We start from the raw sequence: 12,707 nt of genomic DNA on the forward strand, positions 1-12,707 counted from the left end.
CACTACACTTTTAGCCTGTCAACGATAAAATCTATCATCGCCAGTACTCGGTTTGGCGATGGGCGATGTCCGGGGTAGACCGCATAGAGATTGATCAGCTGATGTGTAAAAGAAGTAAGCACACACTCTAAACGTCCTGCTTTAAGGTCTTCCTCAATGTCGAATTCACCTTTTACAACCACACCTGCACCATTAATAGCCCATTGGCGTAGTACACCTCCATCATTGGCCAATCTGTTGCCGGATATTTTAACTGCAAATGATTTTCCTTGTTCGATAAAGTGCCATTCCGATTGCGAAGCGTTGGGACGAGCTAAAACCAGACAGTTATGCTGTAAGAGCTCTCTAGGATGCGTGGGCTTCCCGTTGTTTACCCAATAAATCGGGGCTGCACATACGTAGCGCTTTTGACTCATTAATCGGCGTGCTTTGAACTCTGAATCGACCAGAGGTCCGGTTCGAATGGCGAAATCAAAGCGTTCACCGATCAGATCCACGACACCATCCGATAGATGAAGATCCACTTTTATTTGTGGGTGTAACTCTAGAAATTCATCAATGATCAATGGTAATCGAGTACGACCAAAATCATTGGTTGCTGTAAAACGAATGGTTCCTCGTAGTGGTCCATTTTGATTAACATGATCAAGCGCTTCTTTTATTTTTCCGAGTATGGAGCGGCAGTGATGCAGAAACTGCTCTCCCTCCGGTGTAAAGTACATGCGCCGAGTAGTACGCATAATCAGTGTTACGCCTACGTACTGCTCTAATTTTTGTAATGCTTGCGTGACTGCTGAGGGAGCGATGTTCCTTTGTCTGGCTACTCCAGCCATAGAGCCGATATCGTGAATATCCACATATATCTGCATTAAGTCAAGTCTGTCCATTATTCAATATTCCTGAATAAACTATTCTTTATATGGTTAATTATTAGTTGATTTAAATATTGTATCATAAAGACCAATTAACGATTTAGGCAGAATAAAATGACAACACCACTGATACAGAGCAATGATGGTCAAGGCTCACTGAAAGGCAGAAAATTTTTTATTGTTGGTGCAGGCTCAGGAATGGGGGCGGCGCTTGCAACGATGGCGGTCGCTCGTGGCGCCAAAGTGGCCTTAGCTGGGCGAAAGCAAGATAAGTTGGATAAGGTTGCAGCAGAACTGGGTGACAGTGTATTAGGTACTTATGCGCTAGATATTAGTGATGCGAAGCAAGTTGATGTAGCACTTGCAGAGCAGGCGCCATACGATCACATTGTATCGACCGCTGCTGATCTGGTGTTTAAGCCATTTTTAGAGTTGTCGGATATGGAGATTCAAAGTATGGTTGCCAGCAAGCTTTATGGTCCGATCAACTTAGCGCGTAGCGCTGATAAGCACCTGACAAATTCAGGCTCTGTGTTATTTTATTCAGGCCTTGCCGCTTATCGACAAGGAGTAGGCTCGTCTATTGTTGGTGTTGTAAACATCGCATTAGAAAGCCTTGTGGCTAATTTAGCCATTGAAATGAAACCAAAACGTTTTAATGTTATTTCTCCCGGAGTCGTCGATAGCGCAACTTGGGATATGCTCAATGATGAAGATAAAGCTGCTCTCTTTAATGATGTCGCTCAATCGCTTCCTGTTGGACGAGTTGGTCAAACGAAAGACCTCTCTCACGCAGCATTGGCTATTCTTGAAAATGGCTTTATTAATGGCACCGTGGTCAATGTTGACGGCGGTGGTCGTATCGCCTAATCTATAAGACAATTAATTTTTGATACCAGCCACTGCTAGTGGCTGGTTTCTATCAAAAAAGTTGACGTTACCTAAGGAGATATAATGCAACCTCATATGCTTGTCGTAGGTGGTTCAGGTGTGACCGGAAACGGGGCTGTTGTCGCATTACAAGATGCTGAGTGGAAGGTAACAACTCTTTCAAGAGCGATTGAGCCTCCCCATGAGACAGCACATTTATCTGCTGATTTACTTGATAGAGCTTCACTACAGAAGCATTCAGACAGTCTGGCCCATGTGACTCATATTTTTTATGCAGCAATCAAACCCTCCGATGATGCAAAGACAGAAGCGGAAGAAAATAGCTTGATGTTTAAGAATATCATCGAAAGTGTGATAGCCGCTGGGGCGGATTTGAAGCGGGTGATATTTCTGCAAGGGGGCAAGGTTTATGGTGCTCATCTTGGTGTGTATAAAACGCCAGCTCGAGAGGATGATAGCCGTCATTATCCACCAAACCTATATTTTGAACACGAAGACTATGCTCGCACGTTAGAGAGTAAAGGTATCAGGTGGACCGCTTTGCGACCGGATATCATGATTGGTCATTCGCTTGGTTCTGCTATGAATATGGGGAACTTGATTGGTCTCTATGGTACGTTATGTAAACACTTTGGCGTTGCTATGCAATTTCCGGGTTCTGCAGCGGCTTATAGTGTATTGATCAACTTTACGACTGCGAGTTTATTGGGTGAGGCGGTCGTGTGGGCGGCCGACAACGAAAAGGATGGTGCTTATAACGTTACCAACGGTGATGTATGTCGCTGGAAGTATCTCTGGCCAAAAGTGGCGGAATGGTTCGGACTGGATGTCGGCGAGCCACAGCCAATTAATCTTCAGCAACGTTTGAATCAGGCATCAGATTCCGAATGGAAGAATATTGCAACTCGATATGACTTGCGAGAGCCTGATATTAATCGTATTGCTCAAGGCAGTTTTGGTGACTTCCTTTTTCATGTCGAAACCGATGGGATATTTGATGTGACGAAAGCTCGTCAGGCTGGATTCAATGAAATGAGTTTGCGTACAGATAATGAAATCATTGAGCATTTAGACAACATGGTAAAAGATGGATTAATTCCCAATCCCCAAACTATGTAATGATTGTTTTTCTCAAATTTTTTTGAAAGTCATCATTAGATTAAAAAAGTTGCTGGGTATCAAGAAGCTGGTGTCGTCACGGACGAGACGTTTAATCACAAGCTGAATGAGATTATCAGTACGCTTTAAGCTTTGATGTAACTGAAAGAGATGAATAAAAAAACACTCAACTTGGTTGGGTGTTTTTTGTTAAATAAATCTCTAGACAATAAGTAAAGGTTAGTACTCTGCTTCACTAACTATTGTGCTATCTTTAGAGTTGTTGCCAAATAACTAAAAGTAGTTTGTTAAAAGGAATTTGAAAGTGGCCGAAAACTCTAAAAAAGAGCAGAAACCACCCTCGATGTTAGAAATGAGTGAAATGCTTGATAGGGTTCGGAGTCAAATGTACCCGTTATCTTACTGTAGTGGTCAAATATTTTTAGACAGTACTTAAGAGGTTTTTGTTGAAATAAAGTCTCTCTTTCTCGCTCGGTGTTAAATACTCATTAAAGCTGTGTGGTCTTACACTTTGATAATATACCCAAATATAATCATTTACTGCCTGCCGAGCCTCATAAATATTGTCATAGCCGTTTTTTGGCATCCACTCTGTCTTAAAGCTTCTAAAGAACCTCTCTGTAGGTGCATTGTCCCAACAGTTGCCTCGTCGGCTCATACTATGCGACATACCATTGCACTTGGCTACGCATTTAGCATACTCTTCACTGGTATAATGACTGCCTTGATCTGAATGAAACAGCACGCCACTAGGTTTAAGTCTGGTTTGATACGCTATCTGCAGCGCTTTAGCGGTCAGAGCACTGTCAGGTGAGTCTGGCATAGAAAAGCCGACCACACGCTGGGCATACAAATCTCAAACAACGGCTAGATAACTAAAGCCACCTTTGATACGGACATAGGTTACATCACCTGTCCACACTTGGTTTGGTGCAGTGGGCGCAAACTGACGGTCTAGTATGTTTCCATAAACTTTATGGAATTTTTCACAACGCCTGTACTTATGTGATTTTATAAGAAATTCTACGTTTGAGCTGTGTTAGTTTAGGGGATAGTTACAGAGCCTACGCTTCAAGAAGAAGGGTGCTTGAAATATGAGCTTTATATTTTAGCGAAAATGACTCGAGTGAATATTTCTTCTTAGAAGAATGGCGTAGCAGGGAGGATTTAGATATCCATATGGCCTCTGATTATATTCAAAGTTTATTTGGTAATATCCAATCGCTCATTGAATCAAGTGATATTGTAGAAATCAAAAAAATATAGCTGTATATAGAAAATACCGCTAACCTTTAAGCTTAGCGGTATTTTTTTGTCTATTACTTCTACAAATTAACCTTCTATAAAAAACCCTACTCAGCTGCATCTATCTTTTCATTGAGCGCGTCTGCCATGGCATCATCGATAATATGATCTTCGATATAATTGACGACAGCGTGGACAGTAGTCAAGTCCATCTCTCTGATGCCTAATTTATTGAGCTCAGCGTTAATAGACTCTAAGCTTATGACATCGTCAGGATTTCCCAATAAATGCTCGTCAAAACCGTCGTGAACGAACCAATAAAGCTTCTCAAGTACGGTGTTCTTTTCGGTCAAAGTCGAGTAGCCATCGCCTTGTATAAATAAGTTAAAATGATACGGTATTTTGATATCGTTGATATAAAAGGTGCGTAGACAGTCGATGGTAAAAGCTTGTGCATTATCAATGTCATCATTAGCGCTCTCTTTAACAAGCTCGCCCAATAGCTGATAGTCGCCTACTTTGATTTTATGATTATAAATAATAGCGGCGTCGCCAATAGCGTCAAAAATCACGGCGCTGATATCTAAGGTATTATCGTCGATGTCATAAAAGGCTTTTAGCGCGGGCAAAAACTCGGTGAGCTGATCGTCAGGCACTTCGGTCAAAAACTGCTGCTCATAGATAGTAATCATGTCATCAGGAGAATAGAGATTGACGTTATCTGTCTCATTTCTACCTGTGGGTATCAGTGGAATCAGGTTAAAGGGATTGTTATTGGTCATGCAAAGCAGCCTTGTACTAGAGATTTGCGGTATTGATGTCTGTGGCTATTATTCTAGCGCGTAACACCGATTAGGGCGTCACAGAATCTATAACGAGCATTATCGCTTATTTAGGCTTGTTTTGATATATGCTCTACTCTCGCAAAACTCCAAGTATAAAAGTAACAGGGTTAAGTGGCACGTAGACTAGGGTTTTAGTCTCATAGACTTATAAGTGGTTATATAGGCGATTGTCTTACATATCGCAAATCGACATTGCTGATAACTATGGATTTATCGGATCATTTGTCAAAAACCCTCTATAGCTATTTTCTAAATAGCTCTTAGAAGATAGCTATAGAGAGTTAAGTCATACTCTTATAGAGTCATCATATAGTATCGTTTATCACGATATAACAAGGCAACTCTTCGATCTTAAATTCTGGGCTAAATGATAATATTACTTCAAACTAAATAGCCATACTAACCGGACTAAATTCTTCTTCTATAGGACTTTGTCCGACTGCGACTATCCTTATAGGTACCGCAAAAGCCCAAGCTCTACCATGATTACAATAAAAATAATCATTATCAAAAGACACGATATAAGCGGTGAAGTCGTTACCATAGTGATCTAACATGGCCTCCTCATCACTCTCATCGCTTATAGCGCACCAAACTTTTGTACTGCCACTCATCAGCATTGAACGGGTCAAATCACTACCTACTATTTTAGTACTATTCATCATAAGCTCCTTAATTATTGAAACTCTAAAATGCGTCGAACGGTGAATAAACACCTAGAGTTCTATTTGACTTAGCTCGATCCTAAACTAAATAATTATTGATTATAACTTCACAGTTTTCATATTAATTATAACGAATGAGATATCTGTTTAGAATAGTACAAATATACTACTGTAAAGAATAATTTATAATAAAAGGTACTGATATAGCGATGAGCGGTAGCTTAAATAAAGGCAAGTTTGGTATGAAAGGAGTCTTATCTAGAATATTGATCCGTAAAATATCCTTAAATTAAGGTAAAATAGTACCTATGACTGCCTCAACCCAACCGACTCTGCGCAAAATTATTCATTTAGATATGGACGCATTTTATGCCAGTGTTGAACAGCGCGATTTTCCAGAGTTAAGGGGCAAGCCTCTAGTCGTCGGTGGTGATCCTAATGGCCGCGGAGTGGTCGCTGCTGCCAGCTATGAAGTACGCAAGTTTGGGGTACGCTCTGCGATGTCTTGCTATGAAGCGCGCAAACGCTGTCCTGAGGTGCTTTTTGTCAGGCCACGGTTCGATGTTTACCGCGCCGTTAGTGCCGATATTCGCAAAATCATGCATCGCTTGACCCCGCTAGTCGAGCCGCTGTCCTTAGATGAGGCTTATCTTGACGTTACAGGCTTGAGTGCTCATAAAGGCTCAGCGACCTTGATGGCGAACTGGTTACGCGCGCAGATACTTGAGCAGACCGGTCTTAACGCTTCTGCTGGCGTGTCCTTTAATAAAATGCTGGCAAAAATCGCCTCGGACATCAATAAGCCCAATGGTATCGCCGTGATCACCCCAGCGGACGCTGAGGCTTTTATTAGTAGCCTACCAATTGAGCGCTTTCACGGGATTGGCAAGGCCACTGCTAAGCGTATGCATGCGCTAGGTATCAGTACTGGTGCAGATCTGCGCCGTACTGAGGCGACGCTACTGGTCAATGAGTTTGGTAAACGCGGTCAGTTTTATTACGATATTGCCCATGGCAAGGATTTGCGCCAAGTTAAAGCCGAGCGGCAACACAAGTCAGTAGGCTCAGAGACGACTTTTCGAGATAACTTGAGTGCGGATGCGCCTTTACTTGCGCAGATTTATGAGCAAAATGCTGACGCCTTTAGTCAATTGCAAAAAAAACAGCTTATTGCTTATACCATCACTTTAAAAGTTAAGTATGCTGACTTTACGCAGATCACGCGCTCACACACCTTGTCCACCGCGTTTACTAGCGCAGAATCGGCTCACTATTGGCTTGATAAACTGTTTGCTGATATCGCCCGAACGCTGCCGATCAGGCTCGTCGGCGTCACTTACTCTTCTTTAGCGCCAGCGAGTCAGAGCTTACCGCAGCTAAATCTATTTGATTTTTAGTTTTGGTTTTAGCTGATACTTTTTGCCCTTTTACCACTGTCTACCCTTCTACGGACGGTTCAAATACAACAGCTAGCAAACGACTTAGAAGTTATCCCCTCAAGACTACTTTCTGCTACAATTATGCCAAAATCTCTCTCATTAATGATCGAATCATAACCAATATGGATCCTACTATTTTGACCGAACCTGCCTCTACTGCCGATGAACCAGCAGCTATGGATACTCCTAACTACCTAAGCGTCAGCGACTATGATTATGAGCTGCCTGATCATCTAATCGCTCGTTATCCTCTCGCTGAGCGCTCAGCCTCTAAGCTACTTTATTTACCGGCTAATACTGATGAGGCGGCAGTTGCACCGATCGATCATTTATTTACCGACTTGCCAGCGCTACTCAATACTGGCGATTTAATTGTCTTTAATGATACTAAAGTCATGAAAGCGCGCTTGTTCGGTCAAAAGGACACTGGCGGCAAAATTGAGGTGTTAATCGAGCGACTACTTGAGCGCGATGATGTCGATAGTGATACTCTCAACATAGCAAAAGCAGCAACAACTCATCCACATCTAGCGCTATGCCATGTCAAAGCCAGCAAAGCACCTAAGCTTGGGCAGCAGCTGTTATTGGCTGATGGTCATATCGAAGCACTTATGGTCGGCCGTGAAGAGAACCTATTTATCTTAGCTTTCGCCGCGCCTATTTTGCCTGATTTAGAGCGCTATGGCGAGCTGCCGATACCGCCTTATTTTGAGCGCCATGCTGATGCAACTGACAACACTCGTTATCAGACCGTCTTTCACGACCCGGCCAAGCTTGCCAGTGTCGCTGCGCCTACTGCTAGCCTGCATTTCGATGAAAAAGTGCTATCAATGCTCAAAGATAAAGGCATCAATAGCGCTTTTGTCACCCTGCATGTTGGTGCAGGTACTTTTGCCCCTGTCAAAGCCGACAATCTTCTCAACCACACTATGCACAGCGAGTATGCGCACTTGCCGCAAGCGACTGCTGATCTGATCAATCAGACTCACGCTAATGGCAATCAAGTCATTGCTATTGGTACGACTGTCACTCGAGTACTAGAGAGTGCTTATCAGCAGACGGCAGTCAATGGGCAGCCGCTAGCCAGTTGGTCTGGTGATACAGATATCTTTATTTATCCTGGTTTTAAATTTGGAGTAATAGACCGGCTACTTACTAACTTTCATCTACCAAAATCGACCTTGTTAATGCTAGTTGCGGCCTTCGCTGGTAAGTCGGCTATCGAGCACGCTTATCAGCATGCTATTGAGCAGCAGTATCGTTTCTTTAGTTATGGTGATGCGATGCTTTTGGATAAAGCTTAAGACGGCCTATAGGTCACTTGCCAGAACAAATCGGCTTAGCATAGTAAGGTGAGGTTTAGCACCATTGAGTAAGACTATTGCACGCAGTTTAAAAAACTCTAGAATATTGCTGCGTTTTAATGTTGCTTAACGTTATAATTCAGTTAATATGTTTATGGTGTATTAGCATCAGCTTAATACCTTATAGACTTTAACTTGCTATACTCTCAATGGCTACTCAAAGGGCAGCGCATGGCTTGGCAATTACCTTATCGACCGACTCGTCTTCATTATGCAGTGTCTGCAGCGCTATTGTGTTCAATGGGCAGCGCTATATTGTTGCCAGCAGCCATGGCGGCGACTATCGGTAAAACAACCATTACCTCAGCACAGCATGAGCCGCTTGTCGCTATTATTAGCATCTCTGACATCGAATCCTCAGACTTCTCAGCCAATTTGGCCAACCCTAAGGTGTATAAACAGCTAGGATTGACCCCGACTGATGCCATGTCCGTGAGCTTTATCCCTACTTCTGCTAGCACCGGACAGCTGATGATAAGCACCTCTCAGCCAGTCTCAAAGCCTTTTGCCGATGTGGTATTAGCAATCAACGACAATGGTCAGCGCAATACAGTGCCAAAAACCTTGCTGATGCCTCTAGGCTCTGCTCAGCCAGCGAAACGCTCAGAACGTGTAAAATCTGCAAAACCTATAGTCGCTCGTGCTCCTAAACCCAATTTACCAGTGACTTCAGCGCCAACTGTAACATCGCCAGTCACCAAAAAAGCGCCCATTGTTGCTACTAGCAGCACTAAACCCTTAGCAGTTAAACGCGAAGCGCCGCCGCCTTTATTTGCGCCGTCTAGCTCAGCGGCTAATTCAGGCACCATCAATACCGCAAATTCCAAAAATAGTAGCGCTCTACCTATTGCGCGCGTAGTAGCGGCTCCAAATCTACCGCTAGCGCCGGCGTCAAGATTTGACCTCGAAACGACTGCTAACCCTGCGCCATCGATGGCCAAAACTAATACGCTAGATATAAAAAACAATCGCCGTGTAAGTAGCCGCCCTACTCAACCAAGTCCCCCTAACGGCGATATCCCTATCAATTCTAGCGCCAAAGCTTTGCAGCCAATCTCGAACCGTAATGAGACAGCTATCAGCGTTGAAGACATTAATAGCGTTGAAGATGTTGAAAGTGTTGAAAAACTTAAAAGTGTGGAAGGTTTGGTAAAAGCGTCAACTTCGGTAGCATCTGCTGATGCGGCGACTAACGTGCAGCAAACCTTGTTAGCGCAAACGTCAGCCAATAACCGTACCCCAAATGATAAGCCTTCTTTAGAAAACAAAACTGCTAAAACCAGCAGTACGAATAGTAATACGCTAAATATACAAGTCTCGCGGCAGATTACCGTGCGTAATAGCCCTATTAACAAAGTCGATAGTACCGATAGCCCTACTTTGGCGCTGAGTTTCGATGAGAATATGGCTTCGCTGAACTCAGATGATACTGCCAAGCTAAACAGTCAAGTAGCGGATCACTTAGCAACTGCCGCAGATAGCGCAGCGCCTGAGCCTGTAGCGACTAGTAAGGACGCCGCTGATAGCGCTTCTGCCAGTACCATCAGCGCTCGCCGCGAGACTGCAGCAACCGATAGCTTGCCAGTCGCTAATGAGAAAATGGTTAGCTATACCGTACAGCGTAACGACAACCTATGGCTGATCTCCAAGCAAATCGCTGAGCAGAATAATCTTGATATATCAGCGGTGATGAGTCAGATCAAAACGCAAAACCCCAATGCTTTTATCAATCAAGACGCCGATCAGCTCAAAGCCAATGCCGAGTTGCGTTTACCTAATTATGAGGTGATACCCTCACAAAGCAGTATCCAAGCCGCCATATCTGAACAGCGAGCACGCTATCTACGAGCCAATAAAAAAACTGCTAAAGCATCTAGCGAAAAAGCAATAGCGGACAATACTACAAGTGTAGCCTCAGTATCCTCGCAGATAGCCCAAGCAAAACCAACTAAGTCGGCTAATAGCACAGCAAAACCTACGACTCGGACACTACCACAAGCACGTTTTTCGGTAGTGGCTCCAGGGGGTAAAGGTCAAGCTGATGGCACTCAAACCAAAGCAGATGCGGCGGCAGGCAATGGGCTAAGTGCTGAGGTTCTCGCTTCCCTAAAGTCGTCTCGGCAGCGCACTGCTACGCAAGCTCAGCGCACAAAACTGATGAATAATAGCCTTGGTAGTTATACACAAAAACTGCAACTACAAAATCAAAAACTGGCTGAGCTTGAGGCTCGACTAAAAAAATTACGCAATCAATAACCGCTTAGCTGACTAGCAACACTTGCTCTGAGCTTGCTATACTCAGCACGAATAGTCGTAGGAATCATTATGGATAATATGCTATATATCATTGCAGGACTAATCATTGTTTTACTAATAGCTGTGTTGATTATGCGTAGGCAAAAAGCGCAGCCAACCGCTAGACATATAGACGATGCTCAGTCCAGCACTAGACGCGTGCCTACCGACTATGATGCGGCTCATACCAATGCAACAGCAGGCGCTACTAAGTTTGACAATTTGACTGTCGCTGAGCGGTTTATCGATCAGCAGCGTTATGACAAAGCAATCGAGGTACTAGAGCGCGGCCTTATCCAAAAGCCTCATGATGCTAAGCTGTCACTCAAGCTTCTCAACATCTATGCCCTGACTACGCAGACTGAGAATTTTTATAGAACTTATGACGCTATCAGTGCTCATTGCGATGCCGCTACTATCGCCCAAGCCAAAGACCTAAAGGCACTATTTGACCAAGAACATTCTCAGACGCCTATAGCAGCACGTGACGATACCCATGCTAATGATCAGCAGCAGGCAGTAGCAGCGGATTACGAGAGCCTCGACTTCGATGTCGCAAGCGTTTCTAATGAAACGCAGAGTCATCAACAGGATAAATTCAGTACGTCTCAAGAAACTGCGGCGAGTACTGACTCTATTACTGACTTAGACTTTGTATCTTCGGCTCCATCAGCGAGCTCTTTTAATGAGAGTACTATCACTGATGATACGAGTAGCAATGACAGTGCTGACGCTATCTTTGATCTGACCTTAGATGATTTAGAGAGTGAAAGTTTTGATGAGGCTACTGCTAATACAGCCCGCAATCTATCTGTTAACGATTCTGGCTTAGATAGCCATACTTTGAGCTTAGACGAGCAGTTTGAGAGCGATAGCACTGCTGCATCTACACCTGTCAAAGATAGTCAGGAGAGTAACCTTATCAGCGAAGATTTTAGTGCTGCTGAAGCTCGCTCTAATGAAGTGAGCTTTGATGAAGTAAGCTCTGATAAATTGAATCTTGATGAAGACTTTAGCCTTGATTTTGATGAGCCGGCGGCGAATTCCCTGAGCAGTGAGACGGTAGCGCTGCAACCTACCGACAGTCAAAATGACAATTTACAAGAAGATTTTGTACTAGATTTTGATGATCTAGCATCAGATAGCCCTTCAAATAGCGATACAGGCATAAGCACCGACCTGAACACCGACATAAATATTGATACTATTGGCGACTCTGAGCTTGCTGCTTCTGATCTTACGAGTGAAGAAGAGACAGCGGACGTCTCTAGTTTTGACTTGGATTTGAGCTTAGACGATGATAGCTCAAGCGAGCTGCAACTAGACGCTTTATCATTAGACAGTTTAGAACAAACAGACACCCAAGAGACGGTAAACGACAATAGCACTTTAGCAGTAGAAGAAAACTTATCCTCTACGGCGTCATCCAATTCTATCGAGACACTCACTACCGAGCTAGATGATTTCGACTTCGATTTAACTGATTCGCAGCCTATTAAGAATGAGCCAAGCACGACTGAAACTGACTCTCCTTTGATGTTCGATGACGAGACGCCTTTTGAGGAAGATTTTAGTCTCGATGATTCTATCTTCGAAGACGCAGCCACGACAGCTAGCCCAGTCGTCACAGAGGACAAAGCAGATAATACAGACTTTGCGGCGCAGTTTGCCGCGGATTTTGACTTCGTTAATGATTTAGATAATCAACAAATCACTCTAGACTTAGCAGCAAAATATTTGGAGCTTGGTGAATACGATAGCGCCAAACGTTTACTCAGCGAAGTTATTGCGCAAGGCAGTAGCGCTCAACAGGCTCAGGCACAAACGCTATTAGAGCGCACTGTATAAAGTGATAGGCGGCTTGGTTTAATAGAGCCATACCGCCTTACTTTTCTTTCTTAGATTAACACATGAAGTGCAATACCAAATGCAAGGTGAAAAAAAGACCTAGATGCGCTAGCATCAAAGTTTT

10 protein-coding genes and 1 pseudogene are annotated in these 12,707 nt (G+C 43.6%); 7 read left to right on the forward strand and 4 right to left on the reverse strand.

The features are described from left to right. Positions 1 to 2 precede the first annotated feature (2 nt). A complete protein-coding gene (locus AAEY83_RS06520; protein WP_025645657.1) occupies positions 3 to 887 on the reverse strand; it encodes a LysR family transcriptional regulator in 885 nt (294 codons plus the stop codon). Between the two features lie 99 nt (positions 888 to 986). Here AAEY83_RS06520 and AAEY83_RS06525 point away from each other — a divergent pair, with 99 nt between their 5' ends. Both AAEY83_RS06525 and AAEY83_RS06530 read left to right on the forward strand, forming a co-directional pair. Beyond that, positions 987 to 1,742: an SDR family oxidoreductase gene (locus AAEY83_RS06525; RefSeq protein ID WP_025645655.1), complete on the forward strand. Its 756-nt coding sequence runs from the start codon at positions 987 to 989 to the stop codon at positions 1,740 to 1,742. Between the two features lie 84 nt (positions 1,743 to 1,826). After that, positions 1,827 to 2,882 (forward strand): SDR family oxidoreductase, encoded by a 1,056-nt coding sequence (locus AAEY83_RS06530; RefSeq protein WP_227501895.1) that lies wholly within the window; start codon positions 1,827 to 1,829, stop codon positions 2,880 to 2,882. A 421-nt stretch (positions 2,883 to 3,303) separates the two neighbouring features. Here AAEY83_RS06530 and AAEY83_RS06535 read toward each other — a convergent pair whose 3' ends face one another. After that, positions 3,304 to 3,735 carry an integrase core domain-containing protein gene (locus AAEY83_RS06535; RefSeq protein ID WP_084212628.1) on the reverse strand — a complete coding sequence of 144 codons (432 nt, stop codon included), beginning with the start codon at positions 3,733 to 3,735 and terminating at the stop codon, positions 3,304 to 3,306. A gap of 201 nt (positions 3,736 to 3,936) precedes the next feature. Between AAEY83_RS06535 and AAEY83_RS06540 the strand changes: the two are divergent. Further along, positions 3,937 to 4,148, forward strand: a pseudogene (locus tag AAEY83_RS06540) (putative quinol monooxygenase); the annotation flags it as partial. 86 nt (positions 4,149 to 4,234) lie between these two features. Here the strand turns inward: AAEY83_RS06540 and AAEY83_RS06545 are convergent. Continuing rightward, the gene (locus tag AAEY83_RS06545) at positions 4,235 to 4,909 is read right to left on the reverse strand and encodes a hypothetical protein (RefSeq protein ID WP_025645651.1); all 675 of its coding nucleotides are present in this window, start codon (positions 4,907 to 4,909) and stop codon (positions 4,235 to 4,237) included. 449 nt (positions 4,910 to 5,358) lie between these two features. Beyond that, the gene (locus AAEY83_RS06550; RefSeq protein WP_025645649.1) at positions 5,359 to 5,634 is read right to left on the reverse strand and encodes a hypothetical protein; all 276 of its coding nucleotides are present in this window, start codon (positions 5,632 to 5,634) and stop codon (positions 5,359 to 5,361) included. A 311-nt stretch (positions 5,635 to 5,945) separates the two neighbouring features. On the opposite strand from AAEY83_RS06550, the gene dinB reads away from it, so the two are divergent. The 4 genes from dinB to AAEY83_RS06570 all read left to right on the forward strand — a co-directional run bounded on the left by dinB (position 5,946) and on the right by AAEY83_RS06570 (position 12,583). Beyond that, on the forward strand, positions 5,946 to 7,034 hold the full coding sequence (gene dinB / locus AAEY83_RS06555; RefSeq protein WP_025644974.1) for a DNA polymerase IV: 1,089 nt from the start codon (positions 5,946 to 5,948) through the stop codon (positions 7,032 to 7,034). Between the two features lie 164 nt (positions 7,035 to 7,198). Further along, the gene (gene queA, locus AAEY83_RS06560; protein WP_084212613.1) at positions 7,199 to 8,380 is read left to right on the forward strand and encodes a tRNA preQ1(34) S-adenosylmethionine ribosyltransferase-isomerase QueA; all 1,182 of its coding nucleotides are present in this window, start codon (positions 7,199 to 7,201) and stop codon (positions 8,378 to 8,380) included. 231 nt (positions 8,381 to 8,611) lie between these two features. After that, entirely contained in the window at positions 8,612 to 10,696 is a 2,085-nt protein-coding gene (locus AAEY83_RS06565) for a type IV pilus assembly protein FimV (RefSeq protein WP_025644970.1), read from the forward strand. Between the two features lie 69 nt (positions 10,697 to 10,765). Next, on the forward strand, positions 10,766 to 12,583 hold the full coding sequence (locus AAEY83_RS06570) for a FimV/HubP family polar landmark protein (RefSeq protein WP_025644968.1): 1,818 nt from the start codon (positions 10,766 to 10,768) through the stop codon (positions 12,581 to 12,583). Positions 12,584 to 12,707: the final 124 nt, after the last annotated feature.

The organism is Psychrobacter sp. TB20-MNA-CIBAN-0197 (assembly GCF_040309765.1).
In the GTDB taxonomy this organism is placed as follows: Bacteria; Pseudomonadota; Gammaproteobacteria; order Pseudomonadales; family Moraxellaceae; genus Psychrobacter; species Psychrobacter submarinus.

What these genes read in the sequence shown, in the direction of transcription:
- AAEY83_RS06550 (WP_025645649.1), bottom strand. Translation starts at nt 5,634, where the DNA reads ATGAATAGTACTAAAATAGTAGGTAGTGATTTGACCCGTTCAATGCTG.
- AAEY83_RS06525 (WP_025645655.1), top strand. Translation starts at nt 987, where the DNA reads ATGACAACACCACTGATACAGAGCAATGATGGTCAAGGCTCACTGAAA.
- AAEY83_RS06570 (WP_025644968.1), top strand. Translation starts at nt 10,766, where the DNA reads ATGGATAATATGCTATATATCATTGCAGGACTAATCATTGTTTTACTA.
- AAEY83_RS06520 (WP_025645657.1), bottom strand. Translation starts at nt 887, where the DNA reads ATGGACAGACTTGACTTAATGCAGATATATGTGGATATTCACGATATC.
- AAEY83_RS06530 (WP_227501895.1), top strand. Translation starts at nt 1,827, where the DNA reads ATGCAACCTCATATGCTTGTCGTAGGTGGTTCAGGTGTGACCGGAAAC.
- AAEY83_RS06565 (WP_025644970.1), top strand. Translation starts at nt 8,612, where the DNA reads ATGGCTTGGCAATTACCTTATCGACCGACTCGTCTTCATTATGCAGTG.
- dinB (WP_025644974.1), top strand. Translation starts at nt 5,946, where the DNA reads ATGACTGCCTCAACCCAACCGACTCTGCGCAAAATTATTCATTTAGAT.
- queA (WP_084212613.1), top strand. Translation starts at nt 7,199, where the DNA reads ATGGATCCTACTATTTTGACCGAACCTGCCTCTACTGCCGATGAACCA.
- AAEY83_RS06545 (WP_025645651.1), bottom strand. Translation starts at nt 4,909, where the DNA reads ATGACCAATAACAATCCCTTTAACCTGATTCCACTGATACCCACAGGT.